Annotated in this window: 11 protein-coding genes; 4 read left to right on the forward strand and 7 right to left on the reverse strand. The window is 58.0% G+C overall.

Features of this window, described 5'->3' with window-relative positions:
• Positions 1-142: 142 nt before the first annotated feature.
• The gene (locus tag V6942_RS15850) at positions 143-685 is read left to right on the forward strand and encodes a YfaZ family outer membrane protein (protein ID WP_333501466.1); all 543 of its coding nucleotides are present in this window, start codon (positions 143-145) and stop codon (positions 683-685) included.
• Between the two features lie 166 nt (positions 686-851).
• Positions 852-2,048: a nicotinamide mononucleotide deamidase-related protein YfaY gene (locus V6942_RS15855; RefSeq protein WP_106924344.1), complete on the forward strand. Its 1,197-nt coding sequence runs from the start codon at positions 852-854 to the stop codon at positions 2,046-2,048.
• 64 nt (positions 2,049-2,112) lie between these two features.
• Here the strand turns inward: V6942_RS15855 and glpC are convergent, their stop codons facing one another.
• From glpC to ubiG, 7 genes are all read right to left on the reverse strand, one after another.
• The gene (glpC, locus tag V6942_RS15860) at positions 2,113-3,309 is read right to left on the reverse strand and encodes an anaerobic glycerol-3-phosphate dehydrogenase subunit GlpC (protein WP_182930283.1); all 1,197 of its coding nucleotides are present in this window, start codon (positions 3,307-3,309) and stop codon (positions 2,113-2,115) included.
• Entirely contained in the window at positions 3,306-4,565 is a 1,260-nt protein-coding gene (gene glpB / locus V6942_RS15865) for a glycerol-3-phosphate dehydrogenase subunit GlpB (protein ID WP_333501467.1), read from the reverse strand. Before glpB ends, glpC begins: the two co-directional genes overlap by 4 nt.
• Positions 4,555-6,183 carry an anaerobic glycerol-3-phosphate dehydrogenase subunit A gene (glpA, locus tag V6942_RS15870; RefSeq protein ID WP_333501468.1) on the reverse strand — a complete coding sequence of 543 codons (1,629 nt, stop codon included), beginning with the start codon at positions 6,181-6,183 and terminating at the stop codon, positions 4,555-4,557. The genes glpB and glpA overlap by 11 nt, the downstream gene beginning before the upstream one ends.
• Before the next feature lie 218 nt (positions 6,184-6,401).
• Positions 6,402-6,656 carry a class I ribonucleotide reductase maintenance protein YfaE gene (gene yfaE / locus V6942_RS15875; RefSeq protein ID WP_106924348.1) on the reverse strand — a complete coding sequence of 85 codons (255 nt, stop codon included), beginning with the start codon at positions 6,654-6,656 and terminating at the stop codon, positions 6,402-6,404.
• Position 6,657: 1 nt separating this feature from the next.
• Positions 6,658-7,788, reverse strand: a complete 1,131-nt coding sequence (gene nrdB, locus V6942_RS15880) for a class Ia ribonucleoside-diphosphate reductase subunit beta (RefSeq protein ID WP_106924349.1) — start codon at positions 7,786-7,788, stop codon at positions 6,658-6,660.
• Between the two features lie 149 nt (positions 7,789-7,937).
• Entirely contained in the window at positions 7,938-10,223 is a 2,286-nt protein-coding gene (gene nrdA, locus V6942_RS15885; protein WP_106924350.1) for a class 1a ribonucleoside-diphosphate reductase subunit alpha, read from the reverse strand.
• 470 nt (positions 10,224-10,693) lie between these two features.
• Entirely contained in the window at positions 10,694-11,422 is a 729-nt protein-coding gene (gene ubiG, locus V6942_RS15890) for a bifunctional 2-polyprenyl-6-hydroxyphenol methylase/3-demethylubiquinol 3-O-methyltransferase UbiG (RefSeq protein ID WP_106924351.1), read from the reverse strand.
• 161 nt (positions 11,423-11,583) lie between these two features.
• On the opposite strand from ubiG, the gene gyrA reads away from it, so the two are divergent.
• On the forward strand, positions 11,584-14,220 hold the full coding sequence (gene gyrA, locus V6942_RS15895) for a DNA topoisomerase (ATP-hydrolyzing) subunit A (protein ID WP_182934423.1): 2,637 nt from the start codon (positions 11,584-11,586) through the stop codon (positions 14,218-14,220).
• A 125-nt stretch (positions 14,221-14,345) separates the two neighbouring features.
• Positions 14,346-17,192, forward strand: a complete 2,847-nt coding sequence (gene rcsC, locus V6942_RS15900; protein ID WP_106924353.1) for a two-component system sensor histidine kinase RcsC — start codon at positions 14,346-14,348, stop codon at positions 17,190-17,192.
• Positions 17,193-17,273: the final 81 nt, after the last annotated feature.

Genomic DNA, 17,273 nt, shown 5'->3' on the forward strand with positions numbered 1-17,273 from the left:
TCATTATTTTTGCAGATGTATGAGTCGTAATTCGTTACAATCGCGGCGATTATTGCCTATTTCGTAGATTGAAACCGCGGTTTAACGCAGTACAATTCAGCGGTTTGTGGGATTTATTTTTGCTTTGCGTGAAAGGATGAAGATGAAAAAGAGCGTGTTATTGAGTCTGGCGGGGCTGATGTTTGCCTCTGCGTCAGCGAGTGCTATCAGTATTAGCGGCCAGGCGGGTAAAGAATATACCAACCTGGGTTTTGGCATGGGCACCGAAACGTCGGGCCTGGCGTTAACCGGTAACTGGACGCACAACGATGACGACGGTGATGTCGCCGGTTTGGGCCTGGGGCTGAATATCCCGCTGGGTCCGTTCCTGGCAACCGTGGGCGGTAAAGGTATTTACACCGATCCGAAAGCGGGCGATTCCGGCTATGCGGCAGCGGTGGGCGGCGGCCTGCAGTGGAAAATCGGCGACAGCCTGCGTCTGTTCGGCGAGTACTATTATTCTCCGGACTCGCTGTCCAGCGGTATCGACAGCTATACCGAAGCGAACGCCGGCGCGCGATACACCCTGATGCGCCCGATCAGCATCGAAGCAGGCTATCGCTACCTGAACCTTGCCGGCAAAGACGGCAACCGCGACAACGCCGTAGCCGATGGCCCGTACGTCGGCGTAAGCGCAGCGTTCTGATCCTCCCCGGCGCGGCGGCTACCGCTGCGCCCCTTTTTTCCCTCTTAAATCCTCCGTTTGCGTGATTCACTTCTCCCCCCTTCAGGTCAAAACGCAGGCGCGTTTTGTGATGTAACTCGAATGATTTTGTGTATAGTTAATCGTCCTCTTTTTAATGGAGAAAGTGATGATAACGGTTGAGATGCTGTCCACCGGTGACGAAGTCTTATCGGGACAGATCGTCGATACGAATGCGGCCTGGCTGGCTGATTTTTGTTTCCAGCAGGGTATTCCGCTGTCCCGCCGCAATACCGTAGGCGATAACCTGGATGATCTGGTGGCGATTCTGCGCGAACGCAGCACGCAGGCCGATATTCTCATCGTGAACGGTGGTCTGGGGCCGACCAGCGACGATCTCAGCGCGCTGGCGGCGGCGACCGCCAAAGGGGAATCGCTGGTTATGCATGAAGAGTGGCTGGCGTTTATGGAGCGATTTTTCAGCGAGCGCGGCCGCGTGATGGCACCCAGCAACCGCAAGCAGGCGGAAATCCCGGCCAGCGCGGAGCTGATTGATAACCCGGTGGGCACCGCCTGCGGCTTCGCCGTGAAGCTCAACCGCTGTCTTATGTTCTTCACGCCGGGCGTGCCGTCGGAATTTAAAGTCATGGTGGAACGTGAAATTCTGCCGCGCATCCGCCAGCGTTACCCGGTTGGTGAGCCGCCGGTGTGTCTACGACTCACCACCTTTGGCCGCTCGGAAAGCGACCTCGCCCAAAGTTTGCAGCATCTTGATTTGCCGCCGGGCGTGACGATGGGCTACCGCTCTTCCATGCCGATTATTGAACTGAAGCTGACCGGCCCGTCGGAGCATCGCGAGGCGATGCTGGCACTGTGGCCAGAGGTACAGAAAGTGGCCGGGGAAAGCCTGATTTTTGAAGGTACCGAGGGGCTGCCCGCGCAGTTGGCCCGCGTGCTGAAAGAAAAACAGCTGAGCCTGACGCTGAGCGAGCAGTTCACCAGCGGGCTGATTGCGCTACAGCTCTCCCGCGCCGATGCGCCGCTGCTGGCCAGTGAAGTGGTGCCGCCGCAGGATGAAACCCTGGCGCAGACCGCGCGCTGGGCCGCCGAGCGCCGCGTTAATCACTTTGCCGGGCTGGCTCTGGCGGTCAGCGGACTGGAGAGCGAGCACATTAATTTTGCGCTCTCGACGGCGGAAGGCACCCACGCGCTGCAGGTGAAGTTCAGCAATACGCGACACGGTTTAGCGATACGCCAGGAAGTGTGCGCCATGATGGCGCTGAACATGCTGCGCCGCTGGCTGCACGGCAAACCGGTTGCCAGCGAGCACGGCTGGATTAACGTCGTCGATTCGCTGGTACTCTAGACGTCGGATGCGGAATGCAGGCCGGGTAAGCGCAGCGCCACCCGGCACATCGCGGGCACCAGGCTCAATCACGCGAAATCGCCTGCGCCAGCAGGGTGATGGGATGTTCACAGCGCTTGCTGGTGGACATCTCAATCTGCCATTTGCAGGTTTCGCAATCCGTCACCACCAGATCGGCGCCGCTGGCTTCAATTTGTGCGAACAGCGGCGCGCCTATCGCCTGTGAGGTAGGGTAGTTCTCACTTTTGAAGCCGTAGGTTCCGGCGATGCCGCAGCATTGCGATTCGAGAACCTGCAGCTCCAGACCCGGGATACGGCGCAGCAGTTCCAGCGTATACAGCGACCAGCCCATTTTCTCCATGTGGCACGGCGTGTGATACACCACCTTAAGCGGCAGCGGCTTTAATGCCAGCGCGGCGCCCTCGTCCAATTTTCGCCATAGCCAGCGCGTTGCGAGCTCAATGCTCTCACGGAGCCCGTGGTTATCGACATTTAACAGATGCGGATACTCATCGCGCAGCGTAAAGGTGCAGGTCGACGAGGTCGCTAACACCGGCAGTTGCTTGTCTTCAATGGCTTCGCGTAGCGACGCCACGTTGCTTTGCGCCTGTTGCCGCGCTTTGTCGAAGAAGCCGTTGGCAATCAGCGGCACCCCGCAGCATTTCTCTTTGCTTAATAGCTGCACGCCTACGCCCATGGCGTTGAGAACGGTAATCAGATCGAGCCCCAGCTGCGGGTGGTTGTAGTTAACGTAGCAGCCGTGAAAAAATGCCACCTGCTCGGCGAACTGCGTCTGTCGTTCGGCAATGTGCCGGTAGCGACGGCGAAAGGTGCCGAAGGCGTATTTTGGCAGGCTGCGGCGGTGGTCGATTTTCAGCGCGGTGTCCAGCAGCTGACGTACCGGTTTGAGGCCGGTGGCGGCGTTAACCAGCGGCGCAAACGGCGTGGACAGGCTGCCCATCAGATCGGTATGGCTGAGGATTGCGTCACGCACTCCCGGCTTTTGCTGACCGTAGTCGGCGCGGGCGCGCTGAATAATATCGCCGATTTTCACGTCGGAAGGGCAGGCCACTTCACAGCGCTTGCAGTTAATACAGTATTTCAGCGCGTCGTCGTAGAGGCGGCTGTCTTTGCGCCGCAGCCGTTCGCCGTCCGGCCCGGCCTGTTTTGGCCCGGGGTAGCGTGGGTTGACGCGGCTCACCGGGCAGACGGTGGTGCAGACGGTACATTTGATGCAGTTTTCAAAGCTGTTCTGGCTCATGGTTGGCCTCCCACCGCCGCGATAATCCGCTCCGCAGCGTGCAGGGCGGTGGCCGCGCAGACGCCGCCGCCGCACCCTTGGGCAATAGGATCATAGCCGCCCAGAACGGAACCGATGGCAAACAGATTAGTAAAGGTGACGCCACGTTGCGCCGGGCGCAGGGCGTCATCCACGATGACGCCGGACTGTTGCCACGGCTGCGGAGCGAAGAAATTATCGTGATACCACGCCGCGCGCGGCGTGGGTTGCTGGATATCCAGCCCCAAAATCGATTCGCGGATACCCTCGCGCCCGGCGATCAGCCCGTTGCTGAAAAAGCTGCCGCTGGCCAGTACGGCGTAGCGTGGGCGCAGCGGAATATCGCCGTGGTTACGCGTCCAGACGGCGTCAACGTTACCGTCAGCGTGGCTGACGCGCACGACTTCATCCCCCGCCATCCAGATACCGCCAAGGCTGACGAACTGCCGCTGTAGTGCGGCGTGCAAACGCATACCGGGCACCGAAGGCGGCAGCGTAGGCAGTAAAAATAGCGGGCAGGGCAGGCTGGCGTTAAGCCAGTCGAATAGCGCGGTATCGCGCAGGCCAAAAACGGCGGGAAGCAGCAAGGCATCGTGCCCCTCGCACAGCGGCAGCAGCGCCTGATACAGCGTCTGCCAGTATGCTTTTTCGTCCAGCACCCTGGCGATATTGGCGGCGCGAAACTCGGTTGGGTTATCGCGCAGCACGTCCAGCTCGGGGAGATCGATTTCGGCGGTATCAGCCGTCAGCCCCTGTTGCTGCAAAGAGGCCGCCGCGAGGTGCGGCTGGAAATCGAGAAAACCGCTGATGCCGACCACGCGAATGGCGCCGGTAGGCAGCGGTGTGACGGGAATATCCGGCGGGCTGAGCCAGGCATCACGCAGGGTGCCAAGCGGCGTTACGCGCTGGTGCGTTTGCGTGCTGGAGCCCTGCATGTTCAGACCACAGGAAGCCAGCAGCGTTTGCGCATGTTGCGCATAGCGCAGCACGTTATCGGCACCGAGAAGCGCATAAGGGTGTTGCGGTGATGCCTCGGCGAGCGCGATAAGGCCGCTGACGGGATCGTCTACGCGCTGGCCATCGGGCAGGGCGCCGAGCAGATCCAGCGACCCGGAGGAGAAATGCAGCGCGCTCTGGCCGCGGCTGACAATGACACAGCGTAGCCCTGCTTGCTGTAGCCGTAGCCCGCACAGCAGTCCGGCGAGCCCGCCGCCGATGATAACGCTATCAAATCTCATGGTTGCCCTCCTTGTCCAGGCCACACAGACCCTGGTACACCCAGCGCGTGAGTTCACTTTCGCGCAGCGCATCGCCCCAGGCAATCGGCTGGACGCCTTTCCAGCGCTCGTTAAGAAAGTCAGAAAGCTGCGCCAGCGACTGGGCGGCGGTGGTCACCTGATAACGGTGCAGCAGGCCGCTCGCCCGACAGGCGCACAGTTCTCCCTGGCAGGTCCCCATGCCGACGCGCGTACGGCGACGCAGATCCAGCAGATTATTAACCGCCAGATTTTCCACCGCGTACTGCACTTCACCGGCGGTGACGGCTTCGCATTCGCACACCACGCTGCGGTGCAGGCGGCTGTTGCCGAGCCACTCCGGGGTCCGGTCGCCGTGCCGATAGACCGCAGAACCGCGGAGCGGCGCGGGCAGGGAGATCATGCGCTGCAGCGTTTTCTCGGCGGTCTCCTGAGAACCGGGCAGCGGCGTGTCGGCGGTTGAGCAGGGGCGGCTGTGGCGCAATTTTCGGCAGACGGCGTCGGTGGCCCACTCCGCCATCAGGCGATAGGTCATCAGCTTGCCGCCGGTAATGGTGATAAAGCCTTCCAGCCCATCGCGCTCAGCGTGGTCCAGCAGGACAATGCCGCGGCTGACGTTGCGCCCGCTGGGATCGTTGTCGCTCGCCACCAGCGGCCGTACGCCGCAGTAGGCGCGGAGAATGCGCGTATGTGCCATACGGGGCGCCAGCTTCTCGCCTTCTCGCAGCAGAATGTCAACCTCATCAGGTGTGACCCGGCAGCGATCGATATCACGATAGTCAATGTGTGTGGAGGTCGTGCCAATCAGTGAGATGGTATCGCCGGGCACCAGAATATCGGCGTCGGCGGGAGGGCGGCAGCGGTTGATAACGTGCTGGTTGAGGCGGTTTTCGAAAATCAGCAGCGAGCCTTTGGCTGGAAACATGCGGATGCGTAAATCGGCATATTCGGCGATGCGCTGGCCCCAGATCCCGGCGGCGTTGACCACCACGGGCGCGCGCAGCTCACGTTGTTCGGCGGTGGTGCGATCGACCAGCTTGACGCCCTCTACCCGGTCGCCGCGACGGATAAGCCCCGTGACTTCGTGAGCGGTCAGGATGGTTGCGCCGTGTTCACGCGCATCAAGCATGTTGGCGGCGGTGAGGCGGAACGGATCGACGGTGCCGTCCGGCACGCGCACCGCCCCGGTCAGCGCCGGGTTAACCGAGGGTTCCATGCGCCTGGCGAGCTGCGGGTCGATGGCTTCAGCCTGAATACCGGCGGCCAGACAGGCCTCGATAAAGGGACGTTGATAGTGCAGATCGTCTTCCGGCAGCGTGATGAACAGGCCGCTGGTGGGCTCAATGCAGTGGCGGGCAATCCGGCGCAGGATCTGGTTTTCGCTGATGCATTCGCGCGCCGACTCGCCGTCGGTCACCGCGTAGCGCGCGCCGCTGTGCAGCAGACCGTGATTGCGTCCAGTGGCGCCGGTGGCGATATCAAAACGCTCTACCAGCGCCGCCTTCAGCCCGCGCAGGGCACAGTCGCGGGCGATCCCGGCGCCGGTGGCACCGCCGCCGATGATAATAACGTCGAATTCAGATACAGAGGCGCTGTCCATAGTGTGTCCTCAATGTTCGTTTTCATCACATTAAGTCACATCATTATGGAAAATTGTTTGATATCGAACATATTCGCGCGTTAATCGAAAGCGGAATCGCGCATTTTGCGGTCTGAGTCGACTTCTGCCGGCTGGGCGCGCGGCGGCGTGTTGGCGCAGAAAAGAAAAAGCGCCGTTTATCGGCGCCATTAGCGAAGAGGTATGTCGTGTACTAACCGTTACATCTCGATTTCAATATCGCCTTTTGCCCGGCAGCAGCAGGGCAAAATTTCATCCGGCTGGATAAAGGCCAGCGGCTCGGTCAGCCAGTCAACCTGGCCCGATACCAGCCGCGTGCGGCAGGAGCCGCAGTAGCCTTCACGGCACTGATATTCCACCTCAACGTTGTGGGACTCCAGCGCCGCCAGTAGGGACGGATGTTCATCCTGGCACAGCAGACGCGTGCCGGTGATGCGCAGAAAAACCCGGCTCATCTTACAGCTGGAAGTTGCTGAGATCGTCGGTATCAACTTCCGAGTCAATCTGACCGACCAGGTATGAGCTGACTTCCACTTCCTGCGGTGCTACCTGTACGTTATCAGAGACCAGCCAGGTGTTGATCCACGGGATCGGGTTGGAGCGGGTCTGGAACGGTAGATCCAGGCCGACCGCCTGCATACGGATGTTGGTAATGTATTCAACGTACTGGCACAGAATGTCTTTGTTCAGGCCAATCATCGAGCCGTCGCGGAACAGGTAGTCTGCCCACTCTTTTTCCTGCTGAGCGGCCTGAACGAACAGGTCATAGCACTCTTGTTTGCACTCTTCGGCGATTTCCGCCATTTCCGGGTCATCGGTGCCGCTGCGCAGCAGGTTCAGCATGTGCTGGGTACCGGTCAGGTGCAGGGCTTCATCGCGCGCGATCAGGCGGATGATTTTGGCGTTGCCTTCCATCAGTTCGCGCTCGGCGAAAGCGAAAGAGCAGGCGAAGCTGACGTAGAAGCGGATGGCTTCAAGCGCGTTCACGCTCATCAGGCAGATGTAGAGTTTCTTTTTCAGCTCGCGCAGGTTCACGGTCACGGTTTTGCCGTTGACGCTGTGGGTGCCTTCGCCCAGCAGATGCCAGTAGCTGGTCATTTCGATCAGCTCGTCATAGTAGCTGGAAATGCCTTCTGCGCGTTTCTGAATCTGTTCGTTGGTGACGATGTCATCAAACACAATCGCCGGATCGTTGACGATGTTGCGGATAATGTGGGTGTAAGATCGCGAGTGGATGGTTTCAGAAAACGCCCACGTTTCCACCCAGGTTTCCAGCTCAGGAATGGAAATCAGCGGCAGCAGCGCCACGTTCGGGCTACGGCCCTGAATGGAGTCCAGCAGGGTCTGATACTTCAGGTTGCTGATGAAAATGTGCTTTTCGTGTTCCGGCAGCGCCTGGTAGTCGATGCGATCGCGGGACACGTCCACTTCTTCCGGACGCCAGAAGAAGGAGAGCTGTTTTTCAATCAGCTTTTCGAAGATGTCATATTTCTGCTGGTCGTAGCGTGCCACGTTGACCGGCTGGCCAAAGAACATCGGCTCTTTGAGCTGATCGTTTTTCGTCTGTGAAAAAGTGGTGTATGCCATTGATGTCAATCCTGTCTGGAGAGTAATGCCGGATGGCGGTTACTTACCTGCTTACAATATCATCGCAAAAAAATCCGTACACCGAATAAGGTTTTCGTCGGTACGGAAATCAAAGGCCGGGTCAGCGTATCGCTGCCCGGCAATCGTTATTAGATCTTACAGGCGCCGCTTTCGCAGCCGTCATCCTGAATGGACGGCACCAGGTCATCCTGAGCATCTTCCGCACCGTCGCGGGTGTTTTGATAGTACAGGGTTTTCACGCCAAACTTATAGGCCGTCAGCAGGTCTTTAAGCAGCTGCTGCATCGGTACTTTGCCTGACGGGAAGCGCGTCGGGTCATAGTTGGTGTTGGCGGAAATGGCCTGGTCGATAAACTTCTGCATAATCCCCACCAGCTGCAGATAGCCGTCGTTGTTCGGCATTTCCCACAGCAGCTCGTAGGCGTTACCCAGATGCTCGTAGTCCGGCACGACCTGGCGCAGAATACCGTCTTTCGACGCTTTGATGCTCACGTAGCCGCGCGGCGGTTCGATGCCGTTGGTGGCGTTGGAGATCTGCGAAGAGGTCTCGGACGGCATCAGTGCAGAGAGCGTAGAGTTACGCAGGCCGTGGGTCGTAATGGACTGACGCAGCGCTTCCCAGTCGAGGTGCAGCGGTTCGTTGGTAATCGCATCCAGGTCTTTCTTATAGGTATCGATCGGCAGAATACCCTGCGCATAGGTGGTTTCGTTGAACCACGGGCAGGCGCCTTGTTCTTTCGCCAGCTCGTTAGAGGCCTTCAGCAGGTAGTACTGAATGGCTTCGAAAGTCTGGTGCGTCAGGTTGTTAGCGCTGCCATCGGAGTAACGTTTACCGTTTTTCGCCAGCCAGTAGGCGTAGTTGATAACGCCAATGCCCAGCGTACGACGACCCATCGCACCGCGCTCTGCGGCTTTGATCGGGTAGTCCTGGTAGTCGAGCAGGGCGTCCAGCGCGCGCACTGCCAGGATTGCCAGCTCTTCCAGCTCGTCGAGGCTGTTGATGGCCCCCAGGTTGAACGCGGACAGCGTACACAGCGCGATTTCGCCGTTTTCGTCGTTCACGTCGTCCAGCGGTTTGGTCGGCAGCGCGATTTCCAGGCACAGGTTAGACTGGCGCACCGGCGCAATAGCCGGATCGAACGGGCTGTGGGTGTTGCAATGGTCAACGTTCTGGATGTAGATACGGCCGGTAGAGGCGCGTTCCTGCATCATCAGCGAGAACAGCTCGACCGCTTTAACGCGCTGTTTGCGGATGCTGTCGTCGTTTTCATATTGTACGTACAGGCGCTCAAACTCGTCCTGGTCGGCAAAGAATGCATCATACAGCCCCGGGACGTCGGATGGGCTGAACAGCGTGATGTCGCCACCTTTCAACAGTCGGGTGTACATCAGTTTGTTGATCTGTACGCCGTAGTCCATGTGACGCACGCGGTTACCTTCGACGCCGCGGTTGTTTTTCAGGACCAGCAGGCTTTCGACTTCCAGGTGCCACATTGGGTAGAACAGGGTGGCCGCACCACCGCGTACGCCGCCCTGAGAGCAGGATTTTACCGCCGTCTGGAAGTGCTTATAGAACGGAATACAGCCGGTGTGGAACGCTTCACCGCCGCGAATCGGGCTACCCAGTGCACGAATGCGACCGGCGTTGATACCGATACCGGCGCGCTGGGAAACGTATTTCACAATCGCGCTGGAGGTGGCGTTAATGGAATCCAGGCTGTCGCCGCACTCGATCAGGACGCAGGAGCTGAACTGACGGGTCGGGGTACGTACGCCGGACATAATCGGCGTAGGCAGAGAAATCTTGAACGTGGAAACCGCATCGTAGAAGCGCTTCACGTAGCTCAGGCGGGTTTCACGCGGGTAGTTGGAGAACAGGCAGGCCGCGACCAGAATATACAGGAACTGCGCGCTCTCGTAGATTTCGCCGGTCACACGGTTCTGTACCAGGTATTTACCTTCAAGCTGCTTAACTGCCGCGTAGGAGAAGGTCATGTCACGGTCGTGAACGATAAACGAGTCCATCTGCTTGAACTCTTCTTCCGTATAGTCTTCCAGCAGATGATTGTCGTATTTACCCAGATTGACCATGTGTTTGACGTGGTCGAACAGCGCCGGCGGCTCGAACTGGCCGTAGGCTTTTTTACGCAGGTGGAATACCGCCAGGCGTGCGGCCAGGTACTGGTAGTCTGGTGCTTCGCGGGAGATCAGATCTGCGGCTGCTTTGATAATCGTTTCATGAATATCAGATGTTTTAATTCCGTCGTAGAACTGGATGTGTGAACGCAGCTCGACCTGAGAAATCGAGACGTTATGCAGCCCTTCCGCTGCCCAATCCAGCACGCGATGAATTTTGTCGAGGTTAATGCGCTCTGTGCGGCCGTCACGCTTCGTCACCAGCAGACTCTGATTCATGTGATTGTTACCTGTCCGTGAAAAGGAAAATATCCCCTGATTTATCCACAATGCCGGTTGTAGTAAAACCTGTGGATAAATACTACATGTAGGGGGTCGTTGATTAATTAAACGCTATATGGTGAGTATTCTAGTCTGGATTCTTTTGAGTACAAGGGTTGATTTTGACGTTAAATTGAGGTTGATAAAGGGTGAAAAACGCGAAGTCCACGGCGCATAAGGGCTGGCGGGGATGTCAATAATGCGCAAAAAAAAATGAAAATTTGATCGAGTGCTGATTTCTTCGGCGAAGGGAAAAATTGCGCTATATGATGCAGCGCAATTTTGCCGCAGTGGCAATACCAATGATTGGTAGGGCCGATAGGTTTGCAGGCCTGATAAGCGAAGCGCCATCAGGCGTTGAACGTCGGCGCAGCGCCGGATGGCGGCGCTGCGCCTTATCCGGCCTGCGGGCCAGCGTCATCAGCGGCTTACTCGCTTTTGGCGGTAGTGTGCAGCATATAGTTAACATCAACGCCCGGTGCCAGCTTGAAGCTATTGGTTATCGGGTTGTAGTGCAGGCCAATCATATGGCGCTCTTTGAGCACGGTCCGATCAACCCAACTGAGCAGTTCGGCAGGCTTGATGAATTTTTTCACGTCGTGCGTACCTTTGGGCACCATGCGCAGAATGTATTCCGCGCCGACCACCGCCATCAGCCAGGATTTACCGTTGCGGTTGAGCGTGGAGAAGAAGACCTGGCCGCCGGGTTTGACCAACCGGGCGCAGGCTTTTACCACCGACTGTGGGTCCGGGACGTGTTCCAGCATTTCCATGCAGGTGACGACGTCATATTGCCCGGCGTGCTTCGCCGCGTGTTCTTCTACTGTCTCCTGTACGTATTCGACCTGAATACCGGTTTCCAGCGCGTGGAGTTTCGCCACCTGTAACGGCTCAAAGCCCATATCCAGGCCGGTCACCGTGGCACCTTCGCGGGCCATGCTTTCTGCCAGGATGCCGCCGCCGCAGCCAACGTCCAGCACTTTCTTACCGAACAGGCCGCCGGAACGTTCGGCGATGTAGCCTAAGCGCAGCGGGTTAATGCGGTGCAGGGGCTTAAATTCCCCTTCCAGATCCCACCAGCGTGATGCGACGGCCTCGAATTTGGCGATTTCTTCGTGGTCAACGTTATGCGCTACCGCAGCTTTTTCGGCATTCATGGGTGTTCCTGCTCCTTATTTCATTATTGCCTGCGAGTATATCAGTACCGACGCGCGAATAAAGCGTCCGGCAGGTGCTAATGGGTTTACCTGTCTTTACGCTAATGTGTTATAATTTGCGACCTTTGAATCCGGGAATACAGTAGAGGGATAGCGGTTAGATGAGCGACCTTGCGAGAGAAATTACACCGGTCAACATTGAGGAAGAGCTTAAAAACTCTTATCTGGATTACGCGATGTCGGTCATTGTTGGCCGTGCGCTGCCGGATGTCCGAGATGGCCTGAAGCCGGTACACCGTCGCGTACTTTACGCCATGAACGTATTGGGCAATGACTGGAACAAAGCCTATAAAAAATCAGCCCGTGTCGTGGGTGACGTGATCGGTAAATACCACCCGCACGGCGACTCTGCGGTATATGACACCATTGTTCGTATGGCCCAGCCGTTCTCGCTGCGCTACATGCTGGTGGACGGCCAGGGGAACTTCGGTTCCATCGACGGCGACTCCGCGGCGGCAATGCGTTACACGGAAATCCGTCTGGCGAAAATCGCTCATGAGCTGATGGCCGATCTCGAAAAAGAGACGGTAGACTTTGTGGACAACTATGACGGTACGGAAAAAATTCCAGACGTCATGCCGACCAAAATTCCTAACCTGCTGGTCAACGGTTCTTCCGGTATTGCCGTAGGTATGGCAACCAACATTCCGCCGCATAACCTGACGGAAGTGATCAACGGCTGTCTGGCGTATGTCGACAACGAAGACATCACCATCGAAGGCCTGATGGAACACATTCCTGGCCCGGATTTCCCGACTGCCGCCATCATCAACGGCCGCCGCGGGATTGAAGAAGCCTATCGCACTGGCCGCGGTAAAGTGTATATCCGCGCGCGCGCGGAAGTGGAAGCCGACGCCAAAACCGGTCGTGAAACCATCATCGTGCACGAAATTCCGTATCAGGTGAACAAAGCGCGCCTGATCGAGAAAATCGCCGAGCTGGTCAAAGACAAACGCGTTGAAGGCATCAGCGCGCTGCGCGACGAGTCTGATAAAGACGGGATGCGCATCGTGATTGAAGTGAAACGCGACGCGGTGGGCGAAGTGGTTCTCAACAACCTCTACTCCCAGACTCAGCTGCAGGTTTCCTTCGGTATCAACATGGTCGCGCTGCACCATGGTCAGCCGAAGATCATGAACCTGAAAGATATTATTGCCGCGTTCGTGCGTCACCGTCGTGAAGTGGTGACTCGCCGTACCATTTTCGAACTGCGTAAAGCGCGCGATCGTGCGCACATTCTGGAAGCGCTGGCGGTTGCGCTGGCGAATATCGACCCGATCATTGAACTGATCCGTCGTGCTCCGACCCCGGCTGAAGCGAAAGCGGGCCTGGTGGCGCAGCCGTGGGAACTGGGCAACGTCGCGGCGATGCTGGAACGTGCGGGCGACGACGCCGCGCGTCCGGAATGGCTGGAACCTGAGTTTGGCGTTCGCGACGGTAAATACTACCTGACTGAACAGCAGGCGCAGGCGATTCTGGATCTGCGTTTGCAGAAACTGACCGGCCTTGAGCATGAAAAACTGCTCGACGAATACAAAGAGCTGCTGGAACAGATTGCTGAACTGCTGCACATTCTGGGCAGCGCCGAGCGTCTGATGGAAGTGATCCGCGAAGAGCTGGAGCTGATTCGCGAACAGTTCGGCGACGCCCGCCGTACCGAAATCACCGCCAACAGTGCCGACATTAATATCGAAGACCTGATTAGCCAGGAAGATGTTGTTGTGACCTTGTCTCACCAGGGTTACGTCAAATATCAGCCGTTAACCGATTACGAAGCTCAGCGTCGTGGCGGTAAAGGCAAGTCAGCAGCGCGTATTAAAGAAGAAGACTTTATTGACCGTCTGCTGGTGGCCAACACCCATGACACCATCCTGTGCTTCTCCAGCCGGGGCCGTCTGTACTGGATGAAGGTTTATCAGCTGCCGGAAGCCAGCCGTGGCGCGCGTGGCCGTCCGATCGTCAACCTGCTGCCGCTGGAAGCGAACGAACGTATCACCGCCATCCTGCCGGTACGCGAGTACGAAGAGGGCGTGAACGTCTTTATGGCGACCGCCAGCGGTACCGTGAAGAAAACGGCGCTGACCGAGTTCAGCCGTCCGCGTTCCGCCGGTATTATCGCGGTGAACCTGAACGAAGGCGACGAACTGATTGGCGTTGACCTGACCGCAGGTAAAGATGAAGTCATGCTGTTCTCCGCCGCCGGTAAAGTGGTGCGCTTTAAAGAAGATGCCGTTCGCGCCATGGGTCGTACTGCGACCGGCGTACGCGGTATCAAGCTGGCGGAAAACGACAGCGTGGTATCGCTGATTATTCCGCGCGGCGAAGGTGCAATCCTGACCGTCACTCAGAACGGCTACGGTAAACGTACCGCTGCTGAAGAGTATCCGACCAAGTCGCGTGCGACGCAGGGCGTTATCTCTATCAAAGTCACCGAGCGTAACGGCTCCGTGGTGGGCGCGGTACAGGTCGACGACTGTGACCAGATCATGATGATCACCGACGCGGGGACGCTGGTGCGTACCCGCGTGTCGGAAGTCAGCGTGGTCGGGCGTAACACTCAGGGCGTTATCCTCATCCGTACTGCGGAAGATGAAAACGTGGTGGGCCTGCAGCGCGTGGCCGAGCCGGTTGACGACGAAGAGCTGGACGCTATCGACGGTAGCGTGGCGGAAGGTGATGATGAAATCGCGCCGGAAACCGACAGCGAAGATGATGTAGCGGACGACGCTGACGAGTAATCGTCAAATATCGTAGTGAAAGGGCCGGTGAATACCGGCCCTTTTTTCATTAACATTGCGGCAAAGGCCTTTTCCCGCTACCTTAACCACATCCTGTTAGCCATTGACGGCGGAGTTTCGCCAACTTGAAATATCTTGTCTCCTTCCGCACAACGCTGAAAGTCTCACGCTACCTGTTTCGGGCTCTGGCGCTGCTGCTTTGGCTGCTTATCGCGCTGATTTCCGTGTTCTACATCGTGAATGCTCTGCATCAGAAAGAGTCGGAAATTCGTCAGGAATTTAACCTTAACTCCGATCAGGCGCAGCGCTACTTTCAGCGAACCTCCGATGTTATTAAGGAGCTGAAGTACATTGCGGAAAACCGCTTAACCGCCGCCAACGGCGTCATGCCGGCAGGCGCATTAAAAGACACTTCTGACGTACCGGACTTTGAACCGCTGTTCTCCGATTCTGACTGCGGCGCGCTCGACACCACCTGGCGCGGGCCGCTGGAGTCGCTGGCCTGGTTCCTGCGCTACTGGCGCGAAAATTTCTCGGCCGCCTATGATCTTAACCGCGTGTTCCTGGTGGGCAGCGATAATCTTTGCATGGCCAATTTTGGCCTGCGCGAAATGCCGGTTGAGCGCACCGAAGCGCTGAAAGAGCTGCACCAGCGGATTGTTGATTACCGTAATGCGCCGCAGGACGATCGCGGCGGCAACTTGTTTTGGGTGGGACAGGGGCCGCGCCAGAGCGTGGGCTATTTCTATGCGCTGACCCCGGTCTATCTGGCTAATCGTCTGCAGGCGCTGCTGGGCGTGGAACAAACGATTCGCGCGGAAAACTTCTTTACCCCAGGCAGTATGCCGATGGGGGTGTCTATTCTGGATGAAAACGGTAATACGCTGATCTCACTGGCCGGGCCGGACAGCCGTCTGCGCATCAGCGCGCGGGGGATGCAGGAGCGTCTGTGGTTTGGTTACACCGCAGGCTACCGTGAACTGGTGCTGAAAAAGACGCTGGCGCCGTCGTCGCTGAGCATCGTTTATTCGGTGCCGCTGGACGCCGTGCTGGAGCGTATTCGTATTCTGGTGCTCAACGCGCTGTTGCTGAACGTACTCACCGGCATTGCGCTGTTTACCATGGCGCGGATGTACGAGCGGCGTATCTTCTTACCCGCGGAGTCCGACGCGCTGCGCCTGGAAGAGCACGAACAGTTTAACCGCAAGATTGTCGCCTCGGCGCCGGTGGGAATTTGTATTCTTCGCACCCAGGACGGTACGAATATCCTCAGTAATGAGCTGGCGCATAACTATCTGAACATGCTGACCCACGAAGACCGTCAGCGGCTCACGCAGATCATCTGCGGTCAACAGGTCAACTTCGTTGATGTGCTGACCAGCAACAATACCAACCTGCAAATCAGCTTTGTGCATTCGCGCTATCGTAATGAAAACGTGGCGATCTGCGTGCTGGTGGACGTGAGTTCCCGCGTCAAAATGGAAGAGTCGCTGCAGGAGATGGCGCAGGCGGCCGAGCAGGCCAGCCAGTCAAAATCGATGTTCCTGGCGACGGTCAGCCATGAGCTGCGCACGCCGCTGTACGGGATTATCGGTAACCTCGATCTGCTGCAAACCAAAGAGCTGCCGAAGGGGGTCGACCGTCTGGTGACGGCGATGAACAACTCCTCCGGCCTGCTGCTGAAGATCATCAGCGACATTCTCGACTTCTCGAAGATTGAATCCGAACAGCTGAAAATTGAGCCGCGCGAGTTCTCGCCTAAAGAGGTGATGAACCATATTACCGCCAACTACCTACCGCTGGTGGTCAGAAAGCAGCTCGGGATGTACTGCTTTATCGAACCAGACGTGCCGATGAAGCTGATGGGCGATCCGATGCGCCTTCAGCAGGTTATTTCTAACCTGCTCAGCAACGCGATTAAGTTCACCGACATCGGCTGCATCGTATTGCACCTGAAGCGGGAAGGGTACTACCTGAGCATCAGCATTCGGGATACCGGCGTGGGCATTCCGGGTAAAGAGGTGGTGCGCCTGTTTGACCCGTTCTTCCAGGTCGGTACCGGCGTGCAGCGTAATTTCCAGGGCACGGGGCTGGGGCTGGCGATTTGTGAAAAGCTGGTCAATATGATGGATGGCGACATCGCCGTTGATACCGAGCCGGGCATGGGTAGCCAGTTTACGCTGCGCATTCCGCTGTACGGTGAACAGCCGCAGATGCCGCTCGAGATTGACGGGCTGGCGAAGATCCGCTGCTGGCTGGCGGTGCGCAACGCCTCGCTTGCCGACTTTATTCATACGCTGCTCTCTTTCCACGGTATCGACGTGCGCAATTATGGCGGCGAGACGCCGGGGCCGGACGATCTGCTGATCGCCGATGATACCCTGTCGCAGCCTTGGGCTGGCCGGGCGGCGGTCGTCTTCTGCCGCCGGCATATCGGTATTCCGCAGGAATTCGAGCCCGGGCAGTGGGTGCACAGTATTGTGTCGCCGCATGAGTTGATGACCCTGCTGGGCCGTATTTATCGCGTGAAGGTAGAAACCGGCGACGCGGCTGAGCTGCAGGCGGCGCATGAAGCGCCGGCGGACAGCAACGACGATATGATGATCCTGGTCGTCGACGATCATCCGATCAACCGCCGTCTGTTGGCCGATCAGCTGGGATCGTTGGGCTATCAATGCAAAACCGCTAATGATGGCGTCGACGCGCTGAACGTGCTGAGCAAGAACCACATTGATATCGTGCTGAGCGATGTGAACATGCCGAATATGGACGGCTACCGTCTGACGCAGCGCATCCGCCAGCTGGGGCTGACCCTGCCGGTGGTGGGCGTGACGGCGAATGCGCTGGCCGAAGAGAAGCAGCGCTGCCTGGAGTCGGGCATGGACAGCTGTCTGTCGAAGCCGGTTACGCTGGATGTGCTCAAACAGACATTAACGGTTTATGCCGCAAGGGTGCGTAAAGCGCGGGAATAGGCCGGATAAGGCAACGCCGCCATCCGGCGCTGGGTGCAGGTTTGCCCGATGGCGCTGCGCTTATCGGGCCTACGGAATGCA

It is taken from the genome of Kluyvera genomosp. 2 (assembly GCF_036759865.1).
Lineage (GTDB): Bacteria > Pseudomonadota > Gammaproteobacteria > Enterobacterales > Enterobacteriaceae > Kluyvera > Kluyvera ascorbata_B.